Source organism: Pseudomonas asgharzadehiana (assembly GCF_019139815.1).
GTDB lineage: Bacteria > Pseudomonadota > Gammaproteobacteria > Pseudomonadales > Pseudomonadaceae > Aquipseudomonas > Aquipseudomonas asgharzadehiana.
On record NZ_CP077079.1, the window covers coordinates 5,882,144 to 5,907,532 of the forward strand.

At 62.1% G+C, this 25,389-nt stretch carries 23 protein-coding genes and 2 pseudogenes; 6 read left to right on the top strand and 19 right to left on the bottom strand.

What is annotated here, in order from left to right:
- Positions 1–234 precede the first annotated feature (234 nt).
- Together KSS96_RS26765 and KSS96_RS26770 are read left to right on the top strand one after the other, a co-directional pair.
- Positions 235–1,641, top strand: a complete 1,407-nt coding sequence (locus tag KSS96_RS26765) for an adenosylmethionine--8-amino-7-oxononanoate transaminase (RefSeq protein WP_065879332.1) — start codon at positions 235–237, stop codon at positions 1,639–1,641.
- A 32-nt stretch (positions 1,642–1,673) separates the two neighbouring features.
- Positions 1,674–2,393, top strand: a complete 720-nt coding sequence (locus KSS96_RS26770) for a 16S rRNA (uracil(1498)-N(3))-methyltransferase (RefSeq protein WP_065879331.1) — start codon at positions 1,674–1,676, stop codon at positions 2,391–2,393.
- A 68-nt stretch (positions 2,394–2,461) separates the two neighbouring features.
- Here KSS96_RS26770 and KSS96_RS26775 read toward each other — a convergent pair whose 3' ends face one another.
- From KSS96_RS26775 to KSS96_RS26785, 3 genes are read right to left on the bottom strand one after another with little or no spacing between them, the layout of a single operon-like run.
- Entirely contained in the window at positions 2,462–3,364 is a 903-nt protein-coding gene (locus KSS96_RS26775; RefSeq protein ID WP_065879330.1) for a transporter substrate-binding domain-containing protein, read from the bottom strand.
- A gap of 25 nt (positions 3,365–3,389) precedes the next feature.
- On the bottom strand, positions 3,390–3,740 hold the full coding sequence (locus KSS96_RS26780; protein ID WP_017530998.1) for a RidA family protein: 351 nt from the start codon (positions 3,738–3,740) through the stop codon (positions 3,390–3,392).
- Between the two features lie 10 nt (positions 3,741–3,750).
- The gene (locus KSS96_RS26785; protein ID WP_017530997.1) at positions 3,751–4,992 is read right to left on the bottom strand and encodes a D-amino acid dehydrogenase; all 1,242 of its coding nucleotides are present in this window, start codon (positions 4,990–4,992) and stop codon (positions 3,751–3,753) included.
- Positions 4,993–5,100: 108 nt separating this feature from the next.
- Between KSS96_RS26785 and KSS96_RS26790 the strand changes: the two genes are divergently transcribed.
- Complete coding sequence (locus tag KSS96_RS26790; RefSeq protein WP_017530996.1) at positions 5,101–6,003, top strand: LysR family transcriptional regulator; 903 nt, start codon at positions 5,101–5,103, stop codon at positions 6,001–6,003.
- A 43-nt stretch (positions 6,004–6,046) separates the two neighbouring features.
- Here the strand turns inward: KSS96_RS26790 and trhA are convergent, their stop codons facing one another.
- Complete coding sequence (gene trhA / locus KSS96_RS26795) at positions 6,047–6,664, bottom strand: PAQR family membrane homeostasis protein TrhA (protein WP_217855505.1); 618 nt, start codon at positions 6,662–6,664, stop codon at positions 6,047–6,049.
- A gap of 144 nt (positions 6,665–6,808) precedes the next feature.
- Here trhA and KSS96_RS26800 point away from each other — a divergent pair, with 144 nt between their 5' ends.
- Positions 6,809–7,729, top strand: a complete 921-nt coding sequence (locus KSS96_RS26800) for a LysR family transcriptional regulator (RefSeq protein WP_017530994.1) — start codon at positions 6,809–6,811, stop codon at positions 7,727–7,729.
- A 29-nt stretch (positions 7,730–7,758) separates the two neighbouring features.
- On the opposite strand, the gene madM is transcribed toward KSS96_RS26800, so the two are convergent.
- From madM to KSS96_RS26850, 10 genes and pseudogenes are all read right to left on the bottom strand, one after another.
- Entirely contained in the window at positions 7,759–8,523 is a 765-nt protein-coding gene (gene madM / locus KSS96_RS26805; RefSeq protein WP_026067508.1) for a malonate transporter subunit MadM, read from the bottom strand.
- A 5-nt stretch (positions 8,524–8,528) separates the two neighbouring features.
- Positions 8,529–8,922 (bottom strand): annotated as a pseudogene (gene madL / locus KSS96_RS26810) (malonate transporter subunit MadL).
- A 67-nt stretch (positions 8,923–8,989) separates the two neighbouring features.
- On the bottom strand, positions 8,990–9,889 hold the full coding sequence (mdcH, locus tag KSS96_RS26815; protein ID WP_017530991.1) for a malonate decarboxylase subunit epsilon: 900 nt from the start codon (positions 9,887–9,889) through the stop codon (positions 8,990–8,992).
- The gene (locus KSS96_RS26820; protein ID WP_217855506.1) at positions 9,886–10,482 is read right to left on the bottom strand and encodes a malonate decarboxylase holo-ACP synthase; all 597 of its coding nucleotides are present in this window, start codon (positions 10,480–10,482) and stop codon (positions 9,886–9,888) included. The genes mdcH and KSS96_RS26820 overlap by 4 nt, the downstream gene beginning before the upstream one ends.
- On the bottom strand, positions 10,476–11,234 hold the full coding sequence (gene mdcE / locus KSS96_RS26825; RefSeq protein WP_068938101.1) for a biotin-independent malonate decarboxylase subunit gamma: 759 nt from the start codon (positions 11,232–11,234) through the stop codon (positions 10,476–10,478). The genes KSS96_RS26820 and mdcE overlap by 7 nt, the downstream gene beginning before the upstream one ends.
- Positions 11,231–12,073 (bottom strand): biotin-independent malonate decarboxylase subunit beta, encoded by an 843-nt coding sequence (locus tag KSS96_RS26830; protein WP_065879324.1) that lies wholly within the window; start codon positions 12,071–12,073, stop codon positions 11,231–11,233. Before KSS96_RS26830 ends, mdcE begins: the two co-directional genes overlap by 4 nt.
- Complete coding sequence (locus KSS96_RS26835; RefSeq protein WP_014720312.1) at positions 12,066–12,365, bottom strand: malonate decarboxylase subunit delta; 300 nt, start codon at positions 12,363–12,365, stop codon at positions 12,066–12,068. The genes KSS96_RS26830 and KSS96_RS26835 overlap by 8 nt, the downstream gene beginning before the upstream one ends.
- A complete protein-coding gene (locus KSS96_RS26840; RefSeq protein WP_017530987.1) occupies positions 12,365–13,198 on the bottom strand; it encodes a triphosphoribosyl-dephospho-CoA synthase in 834 nt (277 codons plus the stop codon). Before KSS96_RS26840 ends, KSS96_RS26835 begins: the two co-directional genes overlap by 1 nt.
- Positions 13,199–14,869, bottom strand: coding sequence for a malonate decarboxylase subunit alpha (mdcA, locus tag KSS96_RS26845; RefSeq protein ID WP_135196570.1), 1,671 nt, complete (start codon positions 14,867–14,869; stop codon positions 13,199–13,201).
- A gap of 324 nt (positions 14,870–15,193) precedes the next feature.
- Positions 15,194–15,886: an NBR1-Ig-like domain-containing protein gene (locus KSS96_RS26850; protein WP_017530985.1), complete on the bottom strand. Its 693-nt coding sequence runs from the start codon at positions 15,884–15,886 to the stop codon at positions 15,194–15,196.
- Positions 15,887–16,117: 231 nt separating this feature from the next.
- Between KSS96_RS26850 and KSS96_RS26855 the strand changes: the two genes are divergently transcribed.
- Both KSS96_RS26855 and KSS96_RS26860 read left to right on the top strand, forming a co-directional pair.
- Positions 16,118–16,924: an isopenicillin N synthase family oxygenase gene (locus KSS96_RS26855; protein ID WP_217855507.1), complete on the top strand. Its 807-nt coding sequence runs from the start codon at positions 16,118–16,120 to the stop codon at positions 16,922–16,924.
- Positions 16,925–16,946: 22 nt separating this feature from the next.
- A complete protein-coding gene (locus KSS96_RS26860; RefSeq protein WP_068938099.1) occupies positions 16,947–17,576 on the top strand; it encodes a LysE/ArgO family amino acid transporter in 630 nt (209 codons plus the stop codon).
- 81 nt (positions 17,577–17,657) lie between these two features.
- Here KSS96_RS26860 and KSS96_RS28080 read toward each other — a convergent pair.
- The 5 genes and pseudogenes from KSS96_RS28080 to KSS96_RS26880 form a co-directional block, all read right to left on the bottom strand.
- Positions 17,658–17,923 (bottom strand): annotated as a pseudogene (locus KSS96_RS28080) (hypothetical protein); the annotation flags it as partial.
- A 58-nt stretch (positions 17,924–17,981) separates the two neighbouring features.
- On the bottom strand, positions 17,982–18,401 hold the full coding sequence (locus KSS96_RS26865; RefSeq protein WP_065879320.1) for a hypothetical protein: 420 nt from the start codon (positions 18,399–18,401) through the stop codon (positions 17,982–17,984).
- Entirely contained in the window at positions 18,379–18,717 is a 339-nt protein-coding gene (locus KSS96_RS26870) for a polymorphic toxin type 44 domain-containing protein (RefSeq protein WP_080598202.1), read from the bottom strand. The genes KSS96_RS26865 and KSS96_RS26870 overlap by 23 nt, the downstream gene beginning before the upstream one ends.
- A gap of 326 nt (positions 18,718–19,043) precedes the next feature.
- Positions 19,044–19,499 carry a chemotaxis protein CheW gene (locus KSS96_RS26875; RefSeq protein WP_068938098.1) on the bottom strand — a complete coding sequence of 152 codons (456 nt, stop codon included), beginning with the start codon at positions 19,497–19,499 and terminating at the stop codon, positions 19,044–19,046.
- Positions 19,492–25,308, bottom strand: coding sequence for an Hpt domain-containing protein (locus tag KSS96_RS26880; RefSeq protein ID WP_217855509.1), 5,817 nt, complete (start codon positions 25,306–25,308; stop codon positions 19,492–19,494). Before KSS96_RS26880 ends, KSS96_RS26875 begins: the two co-directional genes overlap by 8 nt.
- Between the last annotated feature and the right edge of the window lie 81 nt (positions 25,309–25,389).

Sequence of the window (25,389 nt, forward strand, 5' to 3'; positions counted from 1 at the left end):
TTACCTATCGAATTAAAGCGGAAAATTTCGCTTTGAAATATCGAGAAATGTGATCTTGAGGGTATGAACAGTAAATTAACCAATGATTAAGGACTATCCAGAAGAAACGTGACAGTCCGTCCTGTGTTTACCGCCAATTCATGCGTAATGGGTTGTGACACAGCCGTCCATTGCATAGGCTTGCGCGATTGTTTCACCTGCGCCGCCCGCAGGACCGCTTCGAGGAGATCACCGATGGGCTTGAACAACCAGTGGATGCAACGCGACCTCGCGGTGCTGTGGCATCCCTGCACCCAGATGAAAGACCACCAGCAACTGCCGCTGATCCCGATCAAGCGCGGCGAAGGCGTCTGGCTGGAAGACTTCGAAGGCAAGCGCTACCTCGATGCCGTCAGTTCCTGGTGGGTCAACGTCTTCGGGCATGCCAACCCGCGCATCAACCAGCGCATCAAGGACCAGGTCGACCAACTGGAACACGTGATCCTCGCCGGCTTCAGCCACCAACCGGTGATCGAGTTGTCCGAACGCCTGGTCGCGATGACCCCCGAGGGCCTGACCCGCTGCTTCTATGCCGATAACGGCTCGTCGTGCATCGAAGTCGCGCTGAAGATGAGCTTCCACTACTGGCTCAACCGCGGCCTGCCGAACAAAAAGCGCTTCGTCACGTTAACCAACAGCTACCACGGCGAAACCATCGCCGCGATGTCGGTGGGTGACGTGCCGCTGTTTACCGAGACCTACAAGGCGCTGCTGCTCGACACCATTAAAGTGCCGAGCCCCGATTGCTACCTGCGCCCCGAAGGCGTGAGCTGGGAAGAACATTCGCGCACCCTGTTCCAGGCCATGGAACAGACCCTGGCGGACAACCACGACAGCGTCGCCGCCGTGATCGTCGAACCGCTGATCCAGGGCGCCGGTGGCATGCGCATGTACCACCCGGTGTACCTCAAGCTGCTGCGCGAAGCCTGCGACCGCTACGGCGTGCACCTGATCCACGACGAAATCGCCGTAGGCTTCGGCCGCACCGGCAGCATGTTCGCCTGTGAACAGGCCGGTATTCGTCCGGACTTCCTGTGCCTGTCCAAGGCCCTGACGGGCGGCTACTTGCCACTGGCGGCGGTGGTTACCACCGATGATGTCTACGACGCGTTCTACGACGACTACCCAACCCTGCGCGCCTTCCTGCATTCCCACAGCTACACCGGCAACCCGCTGGCGTGCGCGGCGGCTTTGGCGACCCTGGATATTTTCGAAGAAGACAACGTCATCGAAAACAACAAGGCCCTGGCCCAGCGCATGGCCACGGCCACCGCGCATCTGGTCGATCATCCGCATGTGTCTGAAGTGCGCCAGACCGGCATGGTGCTGGCCATCGAGATGGTCCAGGACAAGGCCACCAAGGCCGCCTACCCATGGCAGGAACGCCGTGGCCTCAAGGTGTTCGAGCATGCCTTGGAGCGCGGCGCCCTGTTGCGCCCGTTGGGCAGCGTGGTGTATTTCCTGCCGCCGTATGTGATTACGCCGGAGCAGATCGACTTCTTGGCGCAAGTTGCCAGTGAAGGCATCGATATCGCGACCAACAGCAAGGTCAGCGTCGCCGTGCCAAAAGACTTCCACCCGGGCTATCGCGACCCAGGCTGATCGCTCCTACCTGAATTTTGCAGAGAACCGACATGAGACTGTCCCGTTTTTTCACCGACACCCCGCTGAGCCTCGGCGACGTTGAACTGCCCGAAGCCCAGGCGCATTACATCAGCCGCGTGCTGCGCATGGGCGAAGGTGACGCCGTGCAATTGTTTGACGGCTCCGGGCAAGAGTTTTGCGGCACGTTGCTGGAGGTCGGTAAAAAACGCGTCACCGTGCAACTGACGGAACACTTCGCAGGCCAGACCGAATCGCCGCTGCACATCCACCTCGGCCAGGGCCTGTCCAGGGGCGAGCGCATGGATTGGGCGATCCAGAAAGCCACGGAACTGGGCGTCAACGCGATTACGCCGATTTTCAGCGAGCGCTGCGAAGTGCGCCTCAAGGACGAACGCGCCGACAAACGCCTGCTGCACTGGCGCCAGGTGGCGATCAGCGCGTGCGAGCAATGCGGGCGTTCGACGGTGCCGGTGATTCACCCGCCGCTGTTGCTGGCGGACTGGCTGAAGCAGACCGAGGCCGACCTCAAGCTGGTGCTGCACCCGGTGGCCGAGCCGATGGTCAGCCATGCCAAGCCTTCGAGCCTGGCGTTCCTGATCGGTCCCGAGGGTGGGCTGACCGATAATGAAGTCCAAACCGCTCAAGACGCCGGCTACCATGCTGCTCGCCTCGGCCCGCGCGTGTTGCGCACCGAGACCGCGCCGGTAGTTGCGCTGGCAGTCGCGCAACAACTGTGGGGCGACTTCTAACCGCGCGCTGTAAACCCAATCCAAATGTGGGAGGGGGCCCCCTCCCACATTGATCGGGTTACCACTTCTTACTCCACCGGATCACTGACCGGCTTGGCAATAATTGCCTTCAACTCGCTGGTCATCGGGAATTCCAGGTTCAAGCCCTTGGGCGGAATCGGCTGTTCAAACCAGCGCTGGTAAATCCCGTTGATTTCACCGCTGCGGTACAGCTCACCGAGGGTCTCGTTGACCACCGCGAGAAACTGCGGGTCGTCCTTGCGCACCATGCAGCTGTAGATCTCGCGCGATTGCTCCTCGCCCACCACCACCCAGTGGTGCGGGTCCCTGGCCTTGGCGCGCTCGCCGTAGAGCAGTGCGTCGTCCATATAGAACGCCACCGCGCGGCCCGTCTCCAGCATCTTGAACGCCTCGCCATGGTCCTTGGCACTGATCACAAACATATTGGCCTTGTGCTCGGCGTTGTAGCTCTTGAGGAAACGTTCGTTGGTGGTCCCCGCCGTGGTCACCACGTTCTTGCCCACCAGGTCGGCAAAGCCCTTGATGCCGCTGTCCCTGGCCGTGAGCAATTGGCCCTTCACGTAAATAAAACCGTAGGAAAACGCCACCTGCTTCTGCCGCTCGGCTGTCACGCCGGTAGAGCCGCATTCCAGATCCACGGTGCCGTTCTGCACCAGCGGGATGCGGGTCTGGGAGGTCACCAGGGTGTAGTTCACCTTAAGGTTCGCAACCCCGGTTTTCTGCTGGATACGCTCGACAATCCTGCTCGCCAGGTCAACCGAATACCCCATGGGTTTGCCGCTGCTATCGCCCACATAGGAAAACGGCACCGACGCATCGCGATAACCCAGGGTGATGGACTGGGTGTTGGCTATCTTGCTCAACGTACCGTCCAGCGCCGGTTCATTCGCATGTGCCTGCGCGCCCAGCAAAAGCCCCAGGGTGCAGCCGGTCAACAGGATCTTTTTCATTGTTATTCTCCGTGGCTCTGTGAAGTTATTTACGTACGGCAATCACGCTGATTTCCACCAGCACGCTGGGTCGCGCCAGCTCGGCTTGCAGGGTGGTCCGTGTGGGCGCCATCCCCGGTGTCAGCCATGCGGACCACGCTTCGTTCATCGGCGCGAAACCGCTGCCGATGTCCTTCAGGTAAATGGTCGCATTGAGCAGGTGATCCTTGTCGCTGCCCGCCTCGGCCAGCAGTGCATCGATCTTGGCCAGCACTTCGCGGGTCTGGGTCGCCATGTCCTGGCCCTCGCCCGGTACTTGGCCCGACAGGAACACCAGATCCTTGAAGGTGACGGCACCGCTGAGACGTTCATTGCTGCTGATTCGGGTAATGCTCATGGGGGCATCCTCAAGCGGCGCGGGGCGTCAGGCCCTGCATATCAATGGAAGGATTGCGCTGGCCAATCAGTTCGGCGAGCAACTGGCCGCTGCCGCAGGCCAGGGTAAAACCCAAGGCGCCGTGGCCGAGGTTCAGCCACAGGTTGCGATAGTGGCTGGCGCCGATCAGCGGCACACCGGTTGGCGTGGCCGGGCGCATACCGGCCCATTCCACTGCATGGTCATAGTCACCAGCCGTAGGAAAGGTCTCTAGAGCCTGACGTTTGATCAGCGCCAGGCGCTTGGGCTCAAGGCCGGCGTCGAAGCCGACGATATCCACCATGGCCGCGATCCGCAGTTGTTCACCGATGCGCGCGTAGACGACCTTGCGGTCGTAGTCGGTGATGCTCACGCTCGGCGCCTGGTGCCGCGCGCCGATCGGCACGCTCAGGCTGTAGCCCTTGAGCGGGTAAAGCGGCAGCGCCAGGCCCGGCAGCCGCAGTTCGGCGCTGCGATGCCCCGCCGCCAATACCAGGTGCTCGACCGGCATCACCTCGTCGCCCAGCTCGATGGCCTGTACCAGCCCCCCTGCATGGCGAACACCGGTGACCTTGCGCGCCAACACAAAGCGACAGCGCCCGGACGCCTCCAGCCGCGCCGCCAAACGCTGGCAGAAGGCATGGCAATCGGCGACTTCCTCGTTTGGCGTATAAATCCCGCCGACAAACCCACTGCCCGCCAACGCCGGCTCCAGGCGTGTGCAATCGGCGGCCGAGAGCACCTGCTGCTGCAGGATATCGGTGACTTTGCTGCGTGCATGTTTAAAGCTGCCGGCGTTGCGAAAGGTCACCAACTTGCCGTTGCGGCGCCAGTCGAAGCCGTCTAGGCAGTCGTCCTCGCGCCATTGCTGCAAAGTGCTTTGGCTCAGGGACGCCAGGCGCAGCAGGTGGCCCGCATTGCGTTGGTTCACCGAACTGCGGCAGGCACCCATGAAGGCCGCCATCCAACGCCATTGCTGCGGGTCGAGCCGTGGACGCAGCTTCAATGGCGAGTCACCGCGCAGCAGCCAGCCAAGCGCTTGCAGCGGCACGCCGGCATCCGCCAACGGCGCGACATAGCGGTAGGACAGTTGCCCGCCATTGGCGAAGCTGGTTTCGCTGCCCAGCGTGTCGCGTGCGTCGATCACCGTCACCTCATGGCCGGCCCGCACCAGCGCATACGCACTGGCCAAGCCGATAACCCCACCACCAATGATGCAAACCTGCCTGGCCATCCCAGCCCCCAGCCGTTGATTGAAGAGAAGCCAAGCGTAGGCCCAGGTGACAGGACCCCGACAATCAATAAAGATGGGCCACCTATAAACAAAGGTTATGGACTCGCCATGCGCTTGCGTCATATCGAAATCTTCCAGGCCATACGCCAGACCGGCTCCATCAGCGCCGCCGCGCAGTTGTTGCACGTGTCGCAACCGGCGGTGACCAAGGTGCTGCAACACGCCGAGCTGCAGCTGGGCTTCCCGTTGTTTTTGCGCGTGCGTGGCAAATTGCAGCCCACCCCGGAAGCCCTGGCGCTGGAAGGTGAAGTGGAGAAAGTCACCGCGAGCCTGCAAGGCGTGCGGCGCCTGGCCAAGAGCTTGCGCCGCGCACCGGGGCAAAGTGTGCGCATTGGGGCAACCCCGGCGTTGGCCCTGTCGCTGCTGCCGCCGGCGATACTGGAGTGGAAACGCGATTACCCGGACATGGCCTGCGAGTTGTCCAGCGACCATAGCCGCGAGTTGGTGCAAAAGTTGTTGATGCGCGAGATCGACCTGGCGTTGACCCTCAACTTTTCCGGTCATCCGGGGCTTACCACCCAAACACTGGCCAACGGCGTGCTCGTGGCGCTGGCCTCCAAAGGCTATTGGCCAGACGCCGAGCTGCATCAGCCGTTGCCATTGGCCGACCTGGCGGGGGCGCCGCTGATAGGCCTGTCCAGCGCCGACCCGCTGGCGGCGAAACTCGACAGCTACCTGGAAAGTGTTGAGCCGGCGCCGAGGGTGACGATCTCGGTACAAACCTATTCGTTGGCGCGGGCGATGGTGGAGTCCGGTGCCGGTTTAACGGTGATCGACCCATTCACCGCGTTGGGCGCCTCGACGGCCACCACCTGCATCCGCCCACTCACCCCGCCGCTGCCGATCACCTTGTATGCCCTGACCCGCGCCAACGAGCCGCCGCCGCATATGTTGGCCAAGTTGCTGGAAATCTTCGGTAAGCGGGCGTGTGAGTTATTGGAGCGCCTCTAAGGACACCGTAGATCGGTGGGAGGGGGTTTGCTCCCTCCCACACTTAAAGCACGTAATGCATGATCGCCACAAAATGCAGCAGGCTGCCGCCGATCACAAACAAATGCCAGATCCCATGGGAATGCCGCAGGCGATCCTCCAAGGCAAAAAAAATGATACCGACGGTGTACAGCACACCACCCGCCGCCAGCCATGTGAACCCTGCCATACCCAGCCCGGCGATCAGCGGCTTGACCGCCACCAGCACGATCCAGCCCATCACCGCGTAAATCACGATGGACAAGATACGCGCCTCGGAGCGCGGCTTGATCTCCTGCAAAATCCCGATCACCGCCAGCCCCCACACAATGCCGAACAACGTCCAGCCCCACGGACCACGCAACGTCACCAGGCAAAACGGTGTGTAACTGCCGGCGATCAACAGGTAGATCGAAAAGTGATCGACCTTTTGCATAATCTCTTTTCGCCGCCCGCGCACGCTGTGGTACACGGTCGACGCGCTGTACAGCACCATCAGCGTACAGCCATAGATCACCACGCTGACGATCTTCCAGGGGCTGCCATCCAGGCTCGCCACCACCAGCATCCACACAGCGCCAATGCACGCCGCGACTGCACCGAGCAAATGGCTCCAGGCGTTGAAGCGTTCCCCGTGATACATGTGTCACTGACCTCCTGTAACCGTTGACGGCTGGCGGCAAGCCTCCAGCCTTGCGCATCAGAGTGCAAGCGCCGTGTGACGTTCCGGCGACGCCGCACGGTTTTGCGGGCACAATCGACCGCATTCGAACAAGAGCCCACGGCCATGCTGATCGACGAAGAATTCACCCTCAAAAAGCTCGAGATCTTCCTGGCGTTCATGCGCACCGGCAACCTGGCCCGCGCCGCCGCCGAGCTGCAGACCAGCAATGTCAGCGTGCACCGCGCCATTCATTCGCTGGAAAACGCCCTGCGTTGCCCGCTGTTCAAACATGAAGGGCGTAACCTCACCCCGCTCGAAAGCGCCTACGTGCTCGAAGAGCGCGCGCAGAAACTGGTGGCCGATGTGGTCGACAGCGTGCGCCTCACTCGCGAAGCCGCTGGTTTCTCGGCTGAACGCTTCAAACTCGGCTCGCTGTATTCGCTGACGGTCAAGACCGTGCCGCAACTGATCATGGGCCTGAAGATTCGCCGCAGCGAGCTCAACATCGACCTGATCCTGGGCTCCAATTTCGACCTGCTCTATAAGCTCAAGAACATGGAAGTCGACGCGATCCTCATCTCCCTTGACGAACATGCCAACGACCCCGATTGCGAGCAGATCGCACTGTTTAGCGATGACATCTTCCTCGCCACGCCGGCCGACTCGCCCTTGGACCGCACCCAGGAAATCGATCTGGCCGAGGTGCGCGACGCCACCTTCATTACCCTCACCCAAGGCTTCGCCACCCACCAGGACGGCAACCGGGTGTTCAAGCAAGCGGGGTTCGAGCCGAAGGTGGCGATGCAGGTCAATGACATCTTCACGCTGTTGAGCATGGTCAGTTCGGGGGTGGGTTATGCACTGCTGCCGGGGCGGATTGCGGCGGTGTATGAGAACCGCGTAAAGCTGATACCGCTGCAAGCCAGGTATCGGTTGCAGCAGCATATTGGCGTGGTGTTCTTGAAGGCCAAGGAGCGTGACCCGAACTTGCTGGCGTTGTTGGCGGAGTGCCGGATGTATGCCAATCGGCAGGTGCCAGCCTGAGACTCCGCCATCGGGAGCAAGCCCCGAGGTCAGCCCACCAACCCCCGCATCAGCAGAAACAACAACGACGGCCCCAGCAGACAGCCCAGCGCCGTATAAAACGCCGCCGTCAAACAGCCATATGGCACCAGCTTCGGATCGGTCGCCGCCAGCCCGCCCGCCACACCGCTGGAGGTGCCCATCAACCCGCCGAAAATCACCGCGCTGCGCGGGTTGTTGAGCCCAATCAGCGGCGCCACGAACGGGGTCATCACCATCACCAGAATGGCCTTGATCAACCCCGCCGCAATCGACAACGCCATCACTTCGGAACTGGCGCCAATCGCCGCGCCCGTCACCGGGCCGACGATGTAGGTGACGGCGCCCGCACCAATGGTGGTGAGGCTCACGGCATCGGTGTAACCGAACGCCATGGCCACGCCGACACCCGCCACAAACGATGAGCCAACGCCGACGAACAGCGCCAGCACCCCCACGTAGCCCGCGCGCTTGAGTTCATCGACACTGACCCCAAACGCCGTGGCGACGATGGCGAAGTCCCGCAGCATCGCGCCGCCCAACAGGCCGATACCCGACAGCAACGGAATATCCACCACACCCTTGGAGCCACCGGTAAAGGCCCCGCCCACATACGACAGCACCAGGCCCAGCAGAATGGCGATGGCCGAACCGTGCAGGCGGCCTTTGGTGAAGGTGTCGGAGATCCAGTAGGACACCCACATGGTCAGGCCGATCACCGCAAAACCGCTGATCAGGCCGTAGCCGGTGATCACTTTCATCATGGATTCGTACATGGCGATCACCCGGCGTCTTTGGTGGGAACAGCTGCACTCGGCTCACGATTGCCGATGCGCGACAGCACCGGCACCAGGGCAAAGCCCAGCACTACCGCAAGCGTACCGGCCAGAATCGCCATGGGCCCGCCGCTGATGGCGCCATACACGTTCTGCTGGGCAGCCATGGCCACCACAATCGGGATATAAATCGCGGCCCAGAAGCTCACGCCTTGCTCCGACTTACCGGTAAACAGCCCCCCGTTTGGCCAGATAACTGCCCAGCCCGATCAACAGCAACATGGCGATACCTACCCCGCCGACGTTGGCCGGAATGCCCATCCATTTACCCAGCAGCTCACCAATAAACAGGCCGAACAATGTGCAAAGCGCCAAAAATGCCACACCGTAAATAATCATTGTTGTTGTCCTCAAAGTGCTCGATCGAAATTGTTGTTTTTGTGCTTCGAAAGCCTCGGGTGATGCTTTATCGGTGGCGGCGCTCCTCCTCTTGCAGCAGGGCCTGCAAGGTGTCCAGGCGCGCGCCTTCGCAGGCGATCACCGTACCTTGTTCAAATACGCGCCGTGACAAACCAGTGAGCACGGCGCCCGGGGGCAGTTCGATTTGCAGGCGCACGCCGCGCTCGTAAGCGCTTTGCACGGTGCCGCGCCAGTCGACGATGCGGCACATGTTGAAGGCCAGGTCGTCGCGCAATTGCTCGGGGTTGTGGATCGGCCGCGCACGGGTACTGCTCAGGTAGGTGATGCGCGGCGTCTTGAGCGCGACGAACGCTCGGGCCAGTGCCTGGGCCGGTTGCTCCAACAGTGCGCAATGGGATGGCACGCTGACAGCCAGGCGCTTGGCGATGCCGTTACCCTTGATGCGCTGGGCGACACGTGCCATGGCGGCGTCGCTGCCGGCGATCACGGTCTGGTTATCGGCATTGATATTGGCCAGGTATACCGGCGTTTGCGCGCTGTGGACGTCGGCGAGCAGCTGTTCGACCGTGGATAACTGCGGGCCGATAAGCGCGGTCATGCCGTAGCCCTGCGGATAAGCCTGTTGCATCAGTTCACCGCGCAGGCTGACCAGTTTGACCGCATCGACGAAGTCCAGCGCACCGGCGATCACCGCCGCCGGGTAGGCGCCGATGGACAGGCCCGCCACATAGTCCGGCGTGTGTTGCAGCAGGCGCGCATGGGCGACGCCGGCGATCAACAGGCACAGCTGAACCGCGCGGGTCGACGCCAGGGCCTGTGCGTCATCGAGCCGGCGAACGTCCTCGCCCAAGGCCTGGCTGGCTTCATCCAACACCTGGGCAGGCAATGACCGGAGCATGCCCGGCCGTTGCGCGCCCTGCCCTGGGAAGACCAGCAGGCTGCTCATGCCACCGCCTGCCAGGGGTCGAGCACAAGGTGCGCGCCGCCGGCGGTCTTGAGCAGCACCCGCCGCGAGGGGCCAGCCCACTCACGCAAGGCCACCGCGCCAAACGGGGTTTGCAGTTGCAGGTCGACCGCGCATACCGACTTGTCCAACCTCGCCAGCAGGTCTCGGGCGCTGTCGCGCGCCAGCGGCTCGGGGGCGCGCAGGATCAAATCCAGGTCACTCGAGGCATGCAGCGCTTCAATGCCGGTGGCCAGCTCAAAACCGGCGCTGCCGCTGACACCCCAGTTGGCCTGCGCCAGAACCGGCCGCAGTTGCTCCAGCGCCTGCAATGCGGGCAAAACACGGGGCGAGATCACGCCGCGCAGCGCTTCGGGCACCACACGCCGACGCACGGCGGCAATTGGCATGTGGGCGGCAAACCGCTGCTCGCGCAAACGCCCGCGCACACCCACCGCCACCTGGCCCGGCTCGGCGAGGGCGCGACGCACCACCACCGGTTGCCCGGCGCTGATCGCGTCCACCGCCCAGGCCGGAGCATCGGCGGGCAGGTGCGCCGGGGTCATGCCCCAGAGCAGGTCATGGGCGTTCACCATTGCTCCCGCAACAGCTGGCGCACGTGGCTGGAGGCGGCGCGATGAGGTGCGCCAAGGCGCCCGCTCAAATCGGTAGCGGTAATATCCTTGATCGCCGCCGCCAGGCACTCGCGGACCCGCGCCACATCCTCCGGCGTCGGTTGTTCAATCCGGCTCACCGATAAGGTCTCCCACAACAAACCTAGGCTGGCATAGCTGTCGATGTCATAGGCCATCGGCGGCACGCTGGCGGCCAGGGTTTCCAACTCTTCGACACTGCGCAAAGTCACCCGCGCGGCCGAGGCCTTGCCCATGGCGTGTACCATCACGCCGGGGTCACGCAGGGCAATCAGGCGGTTGGCCTGGTAGCCGTGGGCGAGGAACGCACCGGACATAGCCTTGCCCACCAACAGCGCAATCACCGGGTGCCCGGCCAAGCGCGCGCGAGCGTAGGCATCGGCGGCGGCGGCCAGGGCTTGATGGATACCGAGGGCTTCTTCGCGACGGCCATAGGCTTGGCTCGGCACATCGACGATCGCGATGATCGGGCGCTTGTCGCCACGGGCAATGGCTTCATCCACCGCTTTGGCCAGGCCCCAGCCTTCCAGCAAGCCGACTTCGCCATTACGTGCGCGGGGGAACCGATTGTGCTCATCCGTGACCACCGCGATAAAACGTCCTGCCTGGCCATCGGCGACTCTCAGCGAAGCCGGCAACCCTTCGACAGGCGTCGCTCCAGCGCTCAATGCGTTGAACCACTGCAAACCTCTCATGAGCGTTCTCCCTGATACAGGTCGCGAACCGTCGCCGGATCGATTTGCGCCGTGGCGTCCAATTCGGCCAGGCGCGCGAGGTACAAGTCGGCCTGCCGGCTGCGCTGCTGGGCAGGCAAGCCTTCGTGCAGCAGCGCGGTGACGGTCTGTTGGATCTGTGCCACATCGTCGGCCACATAACGGTCGGCCAGGCCACTGTTGAAGCGCTGCTCGCCGCCGGTAAGGCTCCAGATAAACGGCCGGTCACGGGAGTCGTATTCTTGCAGCCCGGCTTCCTGCTCGATCACTTGCGGGCCGTTGAGGCCCAGGCGCGCTTCGCGGGTCACCACCAGATAGCTGCATAACCCGGCCGCGATGGACATGCCGCCAAAGCAGCCAACGCTGCCCGCCACCACGCCGATCACCGGCTGGTACTGGCGCAGGTCGACAATCGCCGCATGAATATCGGCAATCGCGGCCAGGCCCAGGTTGGCTTCCTGCAAGCGCACGCCGCCGGTTTCCAGCAGCAGCACGGCGCGGGTCGGGATACCGTTGCGGTTGTCTTCGGCCGCCAGTTCCAGTGCACCGGCGATTTTGGCGCCACCCACCTCACCCAGGCTGCCGCCCTGGAAGTTACCTTCGATGGCCGCCACCACCACCGGCAAGCCGTCGATGTTGCCTTTGGCGATGATCACCCCGTCGTCAGCCTGGGGCACCACGCCCTGGCGGCTGAGCCAGGGCGACATGACGCGTTGGAACGGGTCGAGCAGTTCACGGTAGGAACCGGCGTCCAGCAAGGCCTTGGCCCGCTGGCGCGCACCGAGTTCGACAAAGCTATGTTTGGCGAGCAAGTCAGTCATGGCCGATCTCCTCGAAACCCTGCTCCAGGCGCAAGCGCACCACGCCGGGGGTGGCGCCGAAATCGTGGATATCAATGTTCAATGCCGGTGGCGTCTGCTCCTGGAAAATCCGTTCGAACAGGTGCTGCCAGCGTTGCTGCGCGCCGTTCACCGAGGTCTGTACCTGGATGGTCAGCGTGCCGGGCGTGCCCGGCTCCAGCAGCACTTCCAGGTCGCCCGAGCCGACGCAACCCACCAGCGCACGGCCTTTGGGCGGTTGCCCGGCGGGGAATTCAAAGGACAAGGTTTCCATCACAACGCTCCGTCGAGGCGGTCGATAAACAGGCAGGCGGCCAACAGGTCGGCGGCGCCACCGGGGGAGGCATTCAGGGCCAAGAGTTGGTTGTCGAGTTCGTGCAACTGGCGGCGACCGGCCAGGGTCGCGCTGCCGCCGGCGTCGAGCACCGCTTGAGCGCCGTGTTGCATCGCCCGCAGGCCGTCGGTGCCGGCGCGGTAAAGCACGCAGGTGTCGGCCAGCTCGGTCATGATCGCCAGCAAGGCGTCGAGGCGAGCGTTCTGTTCACCGACGTTTTGGCGGCGGCTTTTGTGCAGTTGCGGCAGGCCGCGTTGCGTCACGGCGGGGAAGCCCAATTGCGCTTCTTCACGGGCACCGCGTGCGCCGTAGCGTTGCGCGACCTGGGCGCCGTGGCTCATTGGTTGGGGCGCGTGCCGGTCGTTGAGCAGGGCTAATCTGGCGGCATTCAGCGTTATGGCGCGCGGTTGCAGGGCTGCCGCGGCGGTCAGCAGGCCAAGTGCCCAGATCGCGCCGCGATGGGTGTTCACGCCTTGGGTGGTGGTGAGCATCGCCTGCTCGCCTTCACGACCGATGCGGCCGAGGGCTTCGCGCAGCGGCAAACCGACCTCGCCGAATTCAATGGCCGCCTCGGCCATTTCCTTGAACATCGGCCATAGCGACAGCGCCGAGGCGTGCATCAGGCCCAAGTGCAAATCGCTGTGGGCGCCGTTGCCGCGACGATCCACCAGGGCGGGTTTGGGCGACAGGTCGGCTTCGTCAATCAGTGCATCGACGGCCATATCCGCCAGGCGCTCGGCGAGGCTCAGTGAGTGCAGTTTGAGGGCGCGCATTTACCAGCTCCTGAATTTGGCGGGCGGGTTGTACAAGCCACCGGACCATTCCACCAGGTCGGCCACGCTCTTGGCGGCCAGCAACTCGCGGGTGGCGTCGGTGCGGCGGATGCCGAGGTCTTCGGGCAAGGCGATCAAGCCTTCGCGGCGCATGCGTGCGGTGTCCTTGGGGTTGTGGCGCAGGCCGATGGCGGTCACTCCGGCAACGGCGGCAATCATCGCCTGGCGCTCTTCCAGGGAGCGCGCCTTGTACAGGTAAGCGATGCCTTCTTCGGTCAGCAGGTGGGTCACGTCGTCGCCGTAGATCATGATCGGCGCCAGGGGCATGCCGCTTTTGCGCGCCACTTCGACCGCATCCAGAGTGTCGACGAAGGTGGGTTTGCCGCCTTCCTGGAAGGTTTCGACCATCTGCACCACGAGTTTTTTGCCGCGTTCGAGCAGGGCTTCGGGCGCATCGTCGTGGCGCATGTCCAGCCAGGCCGGGGTGCCGTGGCGACGGCCGCGCGGGTCGTGGCCCATGTTCGGCGCCCCCCCGAAACCGGCAAGACGGCCACGGGTCACGGTGCTGGAATGACCGTCGCCGTCGACTTGCAGGGTGGCGCCGATAAACAGGTCCACCGCGTACTGGCCGGCCAGTTGGCAAAACATGCGGTTGGAGCGCATCGAGCCGTCGCGACCGGTAAAGAACACATCCGGCCGGGCGGCGATGTAGTTTTCCATGCCCAGTTCAGTGCCGAAACAATGCACGCTTTGCACCCAACCGCTTTCAATCGCCGGGATCAGCGTGGGGTGCGGGTTGAGGGTCCAGTTGCGGCAGATCTTGCCCTTCAGGCCCAGGGACTCGCCGTAGGTGGGCAGGATCAACTCAATGGCGGCAGTGTTGAAGCCGATGCCATGGTTGAGCGATTGCACATTGTGTTTTTCGTAGATGCCACGGATCGCCATCATCGCCATCAACACGTGCACCGGTTTGATATGGCGTGGGTCACGGGTGAACAGCGGCTCGATGTAGAACGGCTTGTCGGCCACCACCACAAAATCCACCCAACTGGCGGGGATGTCGACGCGCGGCAAGTCGCTGACGTCGTCCACCAACTGGTTGACCTGCACGATGACGATGCCATCGCTGAAGGCCGCCGGCTCGATCAGCGCGGGCGAATCTTCCGTGCTGGCGCCGGTGTAGATATTGCCGGCGCGGTCGGCCATGAAACCGGCGGAAAGTACGACGTTGGGGATCAGGTCCACCACCAGGCGGGCATAGAGTTCGATGTAGGTATGGATCGCGCCGATTTCCAGCATGCCGTCTTCCAGCAACTGGCTGATGCGCAGGGATTGGGTGCCGGCGAAGGAAAAGTCCAGCTTGCGCGCGATGCCCTTTTCAAACAGGTCCAGATGCTCGGAACGCCCGACGCTGGGCATGATCATGTGCAAATCATGGAGCTTGGCGGGGTCGGCCTTGGCCAGGGAGCGAGAGAGGAAGTCGGCCTGCTTCTGGTTGTTGCCTTCCAGCACCACACGGTCGCCGGGCAGGATCAGCGCCTCAAGCGCTTCGACGATCCTGTCGCTGGGCAACACCGCGCCCTCTGCGTATTGTTTGACCAGCCCGAGCCGCCGCTGCTTCTCGTCGCGCCGCCGCGTCCAGCGCGAGTCGGGGTTTATTGTTGTTGTCATGGTCACTCCACGGGGTTTGCTGTCGTGGGGCTTACCTTAGGAGTGATTCAGGGGGCCATCAATCAAGCTCAGTAGCAGACCGTTACGCCTGGAGTAACGAAGATCGAATTGTGGGAGGGGGCTTGCTCCCGATGCCGGTGAGTCAGTCACTACATCTGGTGGCTGATCCACTGTTATCGGGAGCGAGCTCCCTCCCACATTTTGCTCAGTGGTGTTGGTGGGATAGCGGTCCCAAAGAGGGAATGATCAGCCCCTGTTCGGGACCTTTTGCGGCGAAGGGCTGACCTGCTCCAGAGCGCTATGCACCAACACTGTCCGCAACGTTCAACGCGCCATAACGTTGACCAACACATGCAAAATGAACGCAGGCCCATAGCAAGGTTTTCCCTGCGCATCCTCAATTCTCCAGATTGAAGCCAACGTGCAGGTTTCCCTGGGGGCCGCAAACTCCACACTGATATGCACGGGCTGCCCCGGCAGCGTATCGGCAATGGGGAGTTCGCTGTGCAAGCTACGCAGGTGAGTGTCCAGCACGACCTCCAACTGACCTTGTGCATCAGCCCGGCGAGCAATCACATATTCCCCGTCCACACGCACCAGTCGTCGCCCGCGCCATGGGCGTGTGCCCAGGTTCTGAATCTCCCAGGTTTTCTGAAACACCTCCCCTGGCATTACGACAGTTTGATCAGGCATCGTGACATCGGCATTGAACACTGCGACGTCCTGCGGATCATGAACACCAATGGCTCGATTGGTCATAGCCATCGAGCAAGCATTTGCGGGCGCACCTGTCAGGTCAGCAAAGTAGCGAAACAGCAACAGAGGAGAAACTTGCAATGCCTTGGCCAGCTTGATCAGCGTGCGTACCGACGGGTCTTTGGACGCCCCATTCGCCAGACCGTACAGGTAGGTCCTGGAGATCCCCGCCTCCTTGGCCAACCTCGTCAGGGGCTTGCCCAACTCTCGGCCGCGCCGCGCAATCAGTGACTTGAGGGTATCTCGCGTTTTTATGTTCATGCGCAGTTTTCAGTTCCCACTCTTTGGGTGAACGTGATGTCTTTGTCCGCCAAAAAAGACAACCTGTCCGCCGCCACGTGTTTTGAGTCATGCACAATCGCCATCTGCTGGCGATGTTGTGAAGGACATGGATGGGTCCCTTTTAATCGGTCATATCCAGTGTCGTAGTTTCTCGCATGCTTGCGAACCTAGTGTTTGTTGCATTCCTTTACATCTACCTTGGATATAGCCATGACCCACATCAAAGCGTGCTGTGAATCCATTGTTCGAACAGGCTTCGGCAGCCTGCAAATATCAGAAGCCATGCTGCAGAATTACAAAAAAATCGTTGATGAATACTCCGCAATATCGACAGCCACCAAGACCTCGTTTTCCCTCGCAAAAGACACCGACGGATTTTTCCCCTTTGGCGCCGAGTACTCGAGCATTGAGGATCAGCCAGATCTGTGTGAGCGATTTTGTTACTGGCCTGCGCATTCATCAAAACGAAAGGCTTTTGAGTTCATACGAAGTGAGTTTTTTGCTGCCGTTGATGCTTTTGAACGTCAGATCAGCGAGCTAGCACAGGAACTGATGGACGGAGTTTGCGCGGAGTTCGGGGCCACTCCGTTGTCTTCCTTGCGTGCAGCGTCCTACCTGCAACTGTGTGTCTATGGAGCCAACACCGGATCCGATGAGCGCCGGTTTGCTCAGGACCCTCACGAAGATGGACATTTGCTGTCGTTTATCAAGCCGACTCGTGACGGCCTCGTTCTGGTTCGAGGCAGCTCACTGGAGCCAGTACGCCTCCTAGAGAACGAGATTGCAATCCTGGCCGGATCGTTACTGACCGAGCTCTCAGACTACGCGATTCCCGCTGCATACCACGCGGTTCTGACGCCTCGAACATCAACGGCACGCAGCTCTCTTATTTACTTCGTCAACCCTGATGCGGAGCAGGAACTGACAGGTTTTTTCCGCCATCAGCCGATCGACTTGAAAGCCACCGTCAATGCACGCCATACCGGTTTCGGCAATCACCCCCTTCAATTGACCTGATACCCAGGCGACCGAGCACTTAATGATTCCTGACCTCAACGCCCTTTATCTCGAAGGTCTGCTATTGGGCATCGGACTGTTCGCCGCGCCTGGACCAAAGGACACGCTGGTCATTCGCCAGGGTGTCAGTCGCGGTCCTATCTGGGGGGTGGTAGCCGTATGCGTGTTCGCCGATATCATTCTTATCGGTCTCGGGGTATTGGGGTTGGGATCGTTGCTCGACAGTCAGCCCGGTCTGGTGGCGCTTCTGCTGTTATCGGGAGCGGCCTATCTGTTGTGGTTCGGCTGGCAGAGGTTTTTGGCGTGTGCTCGTAACCGGTCGACGCCAGAGAGTCCGGGCGCACTCAACTCACAACGGGGACTGCTACGCACGACCGTAATACTTGGGTTTGCCAATCCGTATGCCTGGCTCGATACCGTCGTGCTGATTGGCTCTATTGGTGCCGCAAAGCCCGTCAGCCAACAAGCGTCGTTTGCCAGCGGAGCGATGACCGCGTCTCTGGTGTGGTTTGTGGTTTTGGCGTTGGGATGTCAACGGTTGACGGGGCTGTTTCGTTCGGCAAAGGTCTGGCGTCTATTGGATGCGGGTGTGGCAATTTTGATGGTCTACCTGGCAGGAATGTTGATTGCCGATTTTCTGGCGCTGCATTGAGCGAGCGGTTTTCGCGGATTGATTGAGCTCAAAAAAAGAACACCATTTCATGTGGTACTGGCGGTGTCTGAACGAACCGCGCTATCTCCACTCATGGCCAGTCAACAGATTCTTCACGTTATTCAGCAGCACCGTCGCACTATCAATCAACTGGTCTAGCAGGGCCAGGTTTCGACGCTCATGACACAGGGCCAACAACCTTACCGCCACCTTACTTACTTCGGTGGTGTGAACCAGACATTGAAAGACCAGATAGCGTTTCGCAAGGCGGTGAGTGCAAGAGCATGGGTGGCGTTGTAAGCCAGGTCGAAACGGCTGGCGAACGACAACTGGGCATTACCGGCGTCCACGTTCACGCACAGCCCAAAATCTTGCAGGAAAAATCCGAAGCCAGCAGGCGCAGGCCTACAACCTCATGTCTATGCTCACAGCCCCCAAGCCTTCAAGCGGGTAGCTGCGGTACTCATAAACCTCCCCACGGACAATGAGGCGGATGGCTCCATCCGCCTGGGTCACTTGAACATCAGGCTCCTTGGTTTTTAGAAATGGATGTGCCGAGACCAGTGCCGTCAGTATCTCTTGATCACTGCCCAGGTCCTTATGAACGTAGTACCTGTAGGAAAACCCCACTGTCGCCCCGCCCTGCCCGTCACGCGCGCCATAAATTGAGCCGCCGTTGCCCAAGGAGCGTTTCAAAACCACTTCGTCCAGCTTCGGCGTACCGGAGGACATGATCCAATTGGCTCCGATGTATATCAGGCAGGCCACCAGAAGGCAGTTACGCAGGACAGGTAAGAGGCTCTTAGTAGCCCTGAGAAACTGCATATCCAACCCCCCTCCCTATCCAATATTGATCGCGAGGATCATCGCCAAAAGGGTTATCGCCCCACCATGATCCAAACTCCGACTTGGTGGTTTTTGCGAATGTTTGAGCCACGCCTGCCGCCCACAACAGAACATGCTCGAGAATCCCCAGTACCGTACCTGTAGCACCGTAATTGAAGTTACCAAAAGCCTCGTATTGACGCCCTTGCTTCTTGTAGTTCCACGGCCCTGCAGCTCTGACCTGCGAATAAAACCAAGAATAGGCGAACGCCGAACCCGGCCTGAGATGGATGCGCTTGCACTTGGCAATCGCCATATTTCAAACATTGAAACACCGGGAGGCATTAACGGCACAGCCATTTGCGTGTCCTTACTGGCATAGGGAAGCGCCGAACCTAGCATCCCACTCAGGCCAGAAAACCGGCCCAATCCTGTTAAAGAAATTACTTACACAAATAACATTCAGTTCCGACATTTTTGGGCGGCAAGGGTCGCGACGGCCTGTCAAACACAGAGGATCAAATGTAAGACAGGGCTTGCCCCCGATTTCGGTGGTTCAGGTATAGAAGTATCAACTGACAGTCAGCCATCGGGGTAGCCCCCTCCCACATTTTGATATTCACTGGGATTGAGAATGAGGGGTCAGGCCAAGCCGGACTCGACCAATAGCGCTTCCAACCCCATAAGGTCCGGCACCTTCGCCACTTGTTCGCCCACCTGCACCGCCGCCAGTTCCAGTGGGCACAACGGCACGTCGACGTAGCTCAATTCGCTATCGAGCTTGTACGAGCGCGGAATCCCCTGGATCACCAGCGCAATGAACTTCAACGTCGGCCGCGCGCCCAAGGCGTTCAACACCACGATCCGCGAGCGTTCGCCGGTCACGCTGGCCTCACCGCATGCGGCTTCAAAGCTGATCAGCGGGATTTGTCGATCCCGCCAGGTGACTTGGCGCAGGTACCACGGCGGTGCGTCACTGGCCGGTTCGCCGCGTTGAAAGTCGATAAGCTCAGCCACGGCGACATTCGGCAGTATCAGGTGCCGGTCGGCCAGGGGCAGCAGCAGGCCGGTGAGTTGGCTGGTGCGGTGGTCAAGCATGTGACTTGCTCCAGTAGGCGATGCTTTCCAGCAGCACCGACTCTTGATACGGCTTGCCGAGGTAGTCGTTAACACCGATGGCCATGGCGCGGTCGCGGTGTTTCTGGCCGGTGCGCGAGGTGATCATGATGATCGGCAGGCGCATCAGGCGCGGGTCGTTGCGCACCTGGATCGCCACTTCGAAGCCGTCCATGCGCGGCATTTCGATGTCGAGCAGCATCAAGTCCGGGGTATGTTCTTCAAGCACGGCGAGGGCGTCGATGCCGTCCTTGGCGGTGAGCACGTTCATGCCGTTGCGCTCCAGCAGGCGGCTGGTGACTTTGCGCACGGTGACCGAGTCGTCCACCACCAGCACCAGCAGCGGGCGCTTTTTCAGCGGGTCGTTGAGGATCAGCGGCGCATCCACCGCCTGCGCCGGCAAGGCCGGTGGCCGCGCGCGAATATGCGCCAGCAAATCGATGATCAACACCACGCGGCCGTCGCCCAGGATGGTCGCCCCAGACAACCCCTGCACCCCGGAAAACTGCGGGCCCAGGCCCTTGACCACGATTTCGCGGGTACCGGCCATGGCATCCACATGCACCGCCACGTGCCGCTCATTGCACTGCACCAGCAACACCGGCACGGGCTGGTATTGTCCCAGCAATTTCGGGCGGCCGCCGGTGTGCAGCAGGTCGTCCAAGTAGAACAATTCGTAGCGCTGGCCGGCATATTCGTAGCACGGCGGGTCCTGCTGATAGTGCCCCGCCAATTCATGGGGCAGCACCCGCACCAGGCCTTCGATGGTGTTGAGCGGGATCGCGTATTGCTCGTCCGCGCATTGCACCATCAGCGCACGGTTGACCGACACGGTAAACGGCAGGCGAATGCGAAAGTGCACGCCGGCGCCCGGCGTCGAGTCGATCACCATCGAGCCACCGAGTTGGCGCACCTCTTCGTGCACTACGTCCATGCCCACGCCACGCCCGGAAATCTGGGTGATTTTTTCGGCGGTGGAAAACCCCGGCTGCAGGATGAACTGCAACACGTCGCGGTCGCTCATCTCTTGATGGGGCGCCAGCAGGCCGCGCTTGATCGCCTTGCGCCGCACCGCTTCCAGAGGCACGCCGGCACCGTCGTCGCGCATGTCGAACACGATATCGCCGCCTTCGTGGGTCAAGTCCAGGGTGATGCGACCCTTCTCTGGTTTACCCGCCGCCAACCGAACGTCGCGCGACTCCAGGCCATGGTCCACGGCATTGCGCAGCATGTGCTCCAGCGGCGCCGCCATGCGCTCCAGCACGTTACGGTCCATTTCGCCCTCGGCATTGCCGACGATGAACTCCACGTCTTTGCCCAACTCGCCCGCCACCTGGCGCACGATGCGCTTGAGGCGTGGCAGCATGCGTTCGAACGGCACCATGCGCGTGCGCATCAAGCCTTCTTGCAGCTCGGTGTTGATACGCGCCTGTTGCTGCAACAGGTCGTGCGCGTCCTCGTTACGCCGGTCGAGAGTGTCCTTGAGGTCGAGCAGGTCAGAGGCCGATTCGGACAGCGCGCGGGACAGTTGCTGCAACTGGGAATGACGGTCCATTTCCAGCGGGTCGAATTCTTCATACAGGCGCTCGGCCTCGGCCTGCTGACGGCTGAGGATACGGCCCTGGGTTTCGGTATCGAGGCGGCGCAATTGGTCGCGCATGCGCTCGATGGTGGTCTCGACCTCATGCAGGGCGATGCGCGCATCGTTCACTTGCTGCTCGATACGCCCCCGGAAAATCGAGGTTTCGCCGGCCAGGTTGACCAAGTCGTCCAGCAGCTCGGCGGAGATTTTCACCATATCGGCAGCCGGATCAACCACCGCTTCGGCCTTGCCTGCGGGCAACGCTACCGGCACGGGCGGCTCATCACTGGGGTGCACCAGGCTTTTGATGCGTTCGATCAGCTTGTCCACCGAGCCCACCGGCAAGCCATCCGTCACGGCGTCGACCATTTGCGCCAGGCGGTCATGGCAGCCCTGCAGCAACGCAAACAAATCCGGGGACAGCGCAAGCGAGCCGGCGGACAGCCCTTCGTAGAGAAATTCCAGCTCATGGGCCAAGTCGCCAATCGGCCCGATCTCGACCATGCGCGCGCCCCCCTTGAGGGTGTGCAGGTCGCGCAGCAGGGTTTCGACTTCCTGGCGGCTGGCAGGCTCGGCCTGCCAGCGCAGCAGTGCGCTGCCTGAGCTATCGAGGATGTCGGCGGCTTCTTCGAGGAAGATCTCCAGCAATTCAGGGTCGGCGCCTGTTGCAGGCGGCGCCTCGGCCTGGGCCATGGGCGTGCTGCTCTGGCGTATCGCGCGCAGTTTGGCGACCAGTTCGGCGCTGTCGCTCAGGGGTTGCTGGCGGTGCAGTTCCTCCAATTGCAAGGCGAGGCGTTCATGGCTGGCCATCAGTACTTGCGACAGCTCGGTGGAGTAGCTGTAGCGACGGTCCACCAGGCCTTCGTAAAGGCATTCCAACTCATGGGCCAGATCGCCCACCGGGCCGATTTCAGCCATACGCGCACCGCCCTTGAGGGTGTGCAGGTCGCGCTGCAACGAGGACAACGGCGCAGCGTTTTCGGGTTCCAGCAACCAGCGTTTGAGGGCCTGCCCGGCGCTGTCGAGGATGTCCACCGCCTCTTCGAGGAAGATCTCGACGATCTCGTCGTCCAGCTTGGTTTGGTGATTCAACTGCGCGGTGGCGGCGCCCAGCTCGGCGATACTCAGCGCACGGCTGCCGTCGCTTTTGATCAACCCGGTGGCGGACGGGTCGAGGGCACCGTCCAGCAATTCGCGCAGGGCCTGCACACGAGCCGGCGCCGGGCTGATTTCCTGGCCGGCGGCCAGTTGGTCGAGCATGTTGATCAGCGCTTCATGGGCCTGTTCGGCCTCATGAAAAAACCGCTCGCCGACCGCCAGGCTGCTTTCTTCGACGGCGCCGTAGAGGTCGAGCAACGCTTCGCATAATTCATCGATAGGGTGCAGATCGGCGATGTGCGCGCCCTCCCCCAGCGTGGTCAATTCGTCCAGCAGCGCGGTGAGTTCCTGGCGCTGGCCGGGGTGTTGTTGCCAGCGGCGCAGCAGGCTTTCGGCGTCGAGCAGAATGTCCATGCCCTGGGCCAGGAAGTTGGCGATCAGTTGTGGGTCGCGCTTGATACGCAGGCCGGTGTTGGGGGCGTCGAGCAGCGCTGCCAGTTGATGGTCGAGCAAGGCTTGCGTGCGGTTGATCAGGTCTTGCGCGCCCTTGATCGGCACCAACGGGTCGCGGTCCAGCTGGCGCAGGCTGCGTTGGAACAGGCCTTCGGCTTCAAGCAGCAATTCCACTTCGTCCAGGTCCAGCGGCAGGCGATGGGCTTTGTATTCACGGGTCAGGTGATCCAGCGGGCGGACCAGTTCAGCGATCGGCAACACGCCGGCCATGTAGGCGCTGCCCTTGAGGGTATGCAGGGCACGCTGCAACTCATCGCTGACTTGCAGCGGCACGTGTTCGGCAGCCTGTTGCAGGAAGTGGTTGAGGCTGTCCAGGTGGCTCTGCGCTTCGTTGCGGAAGATCTCCAACAGCATCGGGTCGTGGGGTTCGGCGGTCGACTCGGCGGCACCGCTGGCCAAAGCGTGGGCGCGGGCGGCCAGGGCATCGACTTCGTTGCGCTGGTGTTGGTCGTCGCCGGCAAAGTCAGCGATCAGTTCCGGCAGCAGGGCCACCGCTTCGTCCAGTACCTGTTGTACCTGCGGGCCAAGGGCCACGCTGCGTTCCAGCACACGGTTGAGCAGGTTTTCGACGGCCCAGGCCAGCTCCGCCAGCACCAGGGCGCGCACCATGCGGCCGCTGCCTTTCAAGGTGTGGAAGGCACGGCGCATTTCGCCCTGGGCGGTTTTGTCGGCGCTGTTGGGCAGGTGGCGGTGCAGCACCTCAAGGACTTCGGCGGTTTCTTCGAGGAACACTTCACGCAGCTCATCGTCGACAGGCACTTCATCGGCCGGCGGCGGCAGCAGGCTACCGGGGCGCTGCAAGGCCGGCGGGTTGAGGCGCGACGTGGGGTTGGCCAGTGCATCGAACTGGGACTGGCTGGGCGTGATCTCGCTGGACAACGCGCCATCGGGCGCCACCAGTGCCTGGCGCCAGGGTTTCTCCGCCGGCAGGTAGCCCAGCGCCGCCAGGCTTTGGGTGGCCAGCTCCAGCACCCGCTCACCGGCGGCGTCGGGGTCTTGGAGCATACGTTCGAGGTAGTACTCCAGGCTGCTGATCACGTCAGCAAAATGCCCCAGTTGCGCCTCGGACGGCGGACGTTCGTTGATCATCAACTGTTCGCCGACGTAGTCGGTGCAGCCACGCATCAGGCTCGCCGCGCGCGGCAGCGGAATCATCGCCAGCGCACCGCGCACCTGGCTCAGCAGCTCCGGCAGGGACTCCAGGCGCTGGCGGTCCCAATCGGCCTCGATGCAGTCGATCACCAGTTCTTTGGCCTGCCTCAGGCATTGGCAGGACTCGCGGATCACCAACTGGTGAATCTGAGTCAGGTCGGTGGTGGGCAGGCGGCTTTCTTCGCGGCTTTCCGGCTCGACGGTGCCGGCCATTCCGGCCAGCGTGGCTTCCACGTAGAGCAGCGCGCCGGCCACGTCCATCAGTATCGCGTCGTTGGGCGCGCGCTGCCCCTGGGCCAGGCTCAGCACGACCGCCAACTGGTCGATAATCACTTTGCGTGGCTGGCCGAAGCCCAGCACGGCCAAGGTGTCGGCAATTTGCCGCAACGGCGCCAGCAGCGCATCGAGGTCGCCGGTGTGCTGGCGGTCACTGCGCACGAATAGGTCGAGGCGTTCCTTGACGCGCACCAGTTCCTCGCACAGCGCACCGAGCACCGAGCCCATGGCATTGCGGTCCGGCCCGGCCAGGCGGGCGCGCTCGGCGTCAACCACGGCACTGTCGGGTAATGCCTCATCGAGGCCGTAGCGTTCCTTGAGGCTTTGCATGCGCGGCGTCGGTCGGGTGACTTTGGCCACGTAGAACAACAGGCTTTTGAGCAGGTCATCCGGCGCTGGTTGGTTGATACCGCCAATGCCTTGAGCCAGCAAGCGCTTGAGTTGCTTGCCGCTGGCCTTGAGCAAACTGCGCAGCGCCGGGCTGTTGGCGACCACACCGGTGAGCATGCCCTCGACCAGCGCCGAGGTGACTTGCCACAAAGGCAACAACGGCGCGCCTTGGCACAGGGCTTCAAGACGCGCGAACACCCGCGCCATGTCTTCCAGGTTGCTTGGGCCGTGGTCTTCACGCAGCAACCCGGCGAGGGCTTGTTGCAACAACAGGTGCCATTGGCGCAGTTGTTCATGCAGGTTGGGCGCCGCGCGCTGGGCCAGGGTTTCGTCGGGCAATGGCGCAATCGACAGCAGTTGGGGGCTGAACAGGCTGGTTTCCGACAACAGGCTTTCACCGCGGGCGCTGCGCAGGTCGTTGAGCAGCGGCAGGACGACCAGCGGCAAGTCACGGCGGGCGCTGTGCACGCGGTCGAGGTACAGCGGCAGTTGACCCAGGGCCTGTTGCAGCAGGCGGATGCTCTCGTCGCGCTGGCCGACCTGCCCGGCTTTAAGCGCCAGGGCCAGCGCTTCGATTTCTTCGGCCAGCAGCGCCGCGCCATAGAACTCGACCATTTGCAGCGCGCCGTGCACTTGGTGGATACCGGCCAGGCACTGGCTGATCACGTCGTCGTCATGGGTTTCGACAAACGCGTCCAGCGCCGAACGGGCCTGTTTCAGGGTTTCGGCAATGTCGCCCTTGACCCATTCGAGGGCCACGTAGTCGTGCCGGTCAACCATAACTGCTCCGCTTGGAATTCGTGGGTTGCCTGGATCTCCAGGCTGGTGGAGAACCCGTGTGGGAGGGGGCTTGCTCCCGAT

Coding starts and splice junctions, on each gene's coding strand:
- KSS96_RS26830 (WP_065879324.1), bottom strand. CDS start 12,073: ATGACTGACTTGCTCGCCAAACATAGCTTTGTCGAACTCGGTGCGCGC.
- KSS96_RS26850 (WP_017530985.1), bottom strand. CDS start 15,886: ATGAACATAAAAACGCGAGATACCCTCAAGTCACTGATTGCGCGGCGC.
- KSS96_RS26780 (WP_017530998.1), bottom strand. CDS start 3,740: ATGAGCATTACCCGAATCAGCAGCAATGAACGTCTCAGCGGTGCCGTC.
- KSS96_RS26820 (WP_217855506.1), bottom strand. CDS start 10,482: ATGGTGAACGCCCATGACCTGCTCTGGGGCATGACCCCGGCGCACCTG.
- KSS96_RS26770 (WP_065879331.1), top strand. CDS start 1,674: ATGAGACTGTCCCGTTTTTTCACCGACACCCCGCTGAGCCTCGGCGAC.
- KSS96_RS26870 (WP_080598202.1), bottom strand. CDS start 18,717: ATGGCGATTGCCAAGTGCAAGCGCATCCATCTCAGGCCGGGTTCGGCG.
- KSS96_RS26865 (WP_065879320.1), bottom strand. CDS start 18,401: ATGCAGTTTCTCAGGGCTACTAAGAGCCTCTTACCTGTCCTGCGTAAC.
- KSS96_RS26765 (WP_065879332.1), top strand. CDS start 235: ATGGGCTTGAACAACCAGTGGATGCAACGCGACCTCGCGGTGCTGTGG.
- KSS96_RS26880 (WP_217855509.1), bottom strand. CDS start 25,308: ATGGTTGACCGGCACGACTACGTGGCCCTCGAATGGGTCAAGGGCGAC.
- KSS96_RS26800 (WP_017530994.1), top strand. CDS start 6,809: ATGCTGATCGACGAAGAATTCACCCTCAAAAAGCTCGAGATCTTCCTG.
- trhA (WP_217855505.1), bottom strand. CDS start 6,664: ATGTATCACGGGGAACGCTTCAACGCCTGGAGCCATTTGCTCGGTGCA.
- KSS96_RS26855 (WP_217855507.1), top strand. CDS start 16,118: ATGACCCACATCAAAGCGTGCTGTGAATCCATTGTTCGAACAGGCTTC.
- mdcA (WP_135196570.1), bottom strand. CDS start 14,869: ATGACAACAACAATAAACCCCGACTCGCGCTGGACGCGGCGGCGCGAC.
- KSS96_RS26785 (WP_017530997.1), bottom strand. CDS start 4,992: ATGGCCAGGCAGGTTTGCATCATTGGTGGTGGGGTTATCGGCTTGGCC.
- madM (WP_026067508.1), bottom strand. CDS start 8,523: ATGTACGAATCCATGATGAAAGTGATCACCGGCTACGGCCTGATCAGC.
- KSS96_RS26775 (WP_065879330.1), bottom strand. CDS start 3,364: ATGAAAAAGATCCTGTTGACCGGCTGCACCCTGGGGCTTTTGCTGGGC.
- KSS96_RS26860 (WP_068938099.1), top strand. CDS start 16,947: ATGATTCCTGACCTCAACGCCCTTTATCTCGAAGGTCTGCTATTGGGC.
- KSS96_RS26875 (WP_068938098.1), bottom strand. CDS start 19,499: ATGCTTGACCACCGCACCAGCCAACTCACCGGCCTGCTGCTGCCCCTG.
- KSS96_RS26835 (WP_014720312.1), bottom strand. CDS start 12,365: ATGGAAACCTTGTCCTTTGAATTCCCCGCCGGGCAACCGCCCAAAGGC.
- mdcH (WP_017530991.1), bottom strand. CDS start 9,889: ATGAGCAGCCTGCTGGTCTTCCCAGGGCAGGGCGCGCAACGGCCGGGC.
- mdcE (WP_068938101.1), bottom strand. CDS start 11,234: ATGAGAGGTTTGCAGTGGTTCAACGCATTGAGCGCTGGAGCGACGCCT.
- KSS96_RS26840 (WP_017530987.1), bottom strand. CDS start 13,198: ATGCGCGCCCTCAAACTGCACTCACTGAGCCTCGCCGAGCGCCTGGCG.
- KSS96_RS26790 (WP_017530996.1), top strand. CDS start 5,101: ATGCGCTTGCGTCATATCGAAATCTTCCAGGCCATACGCCAGACCGGC.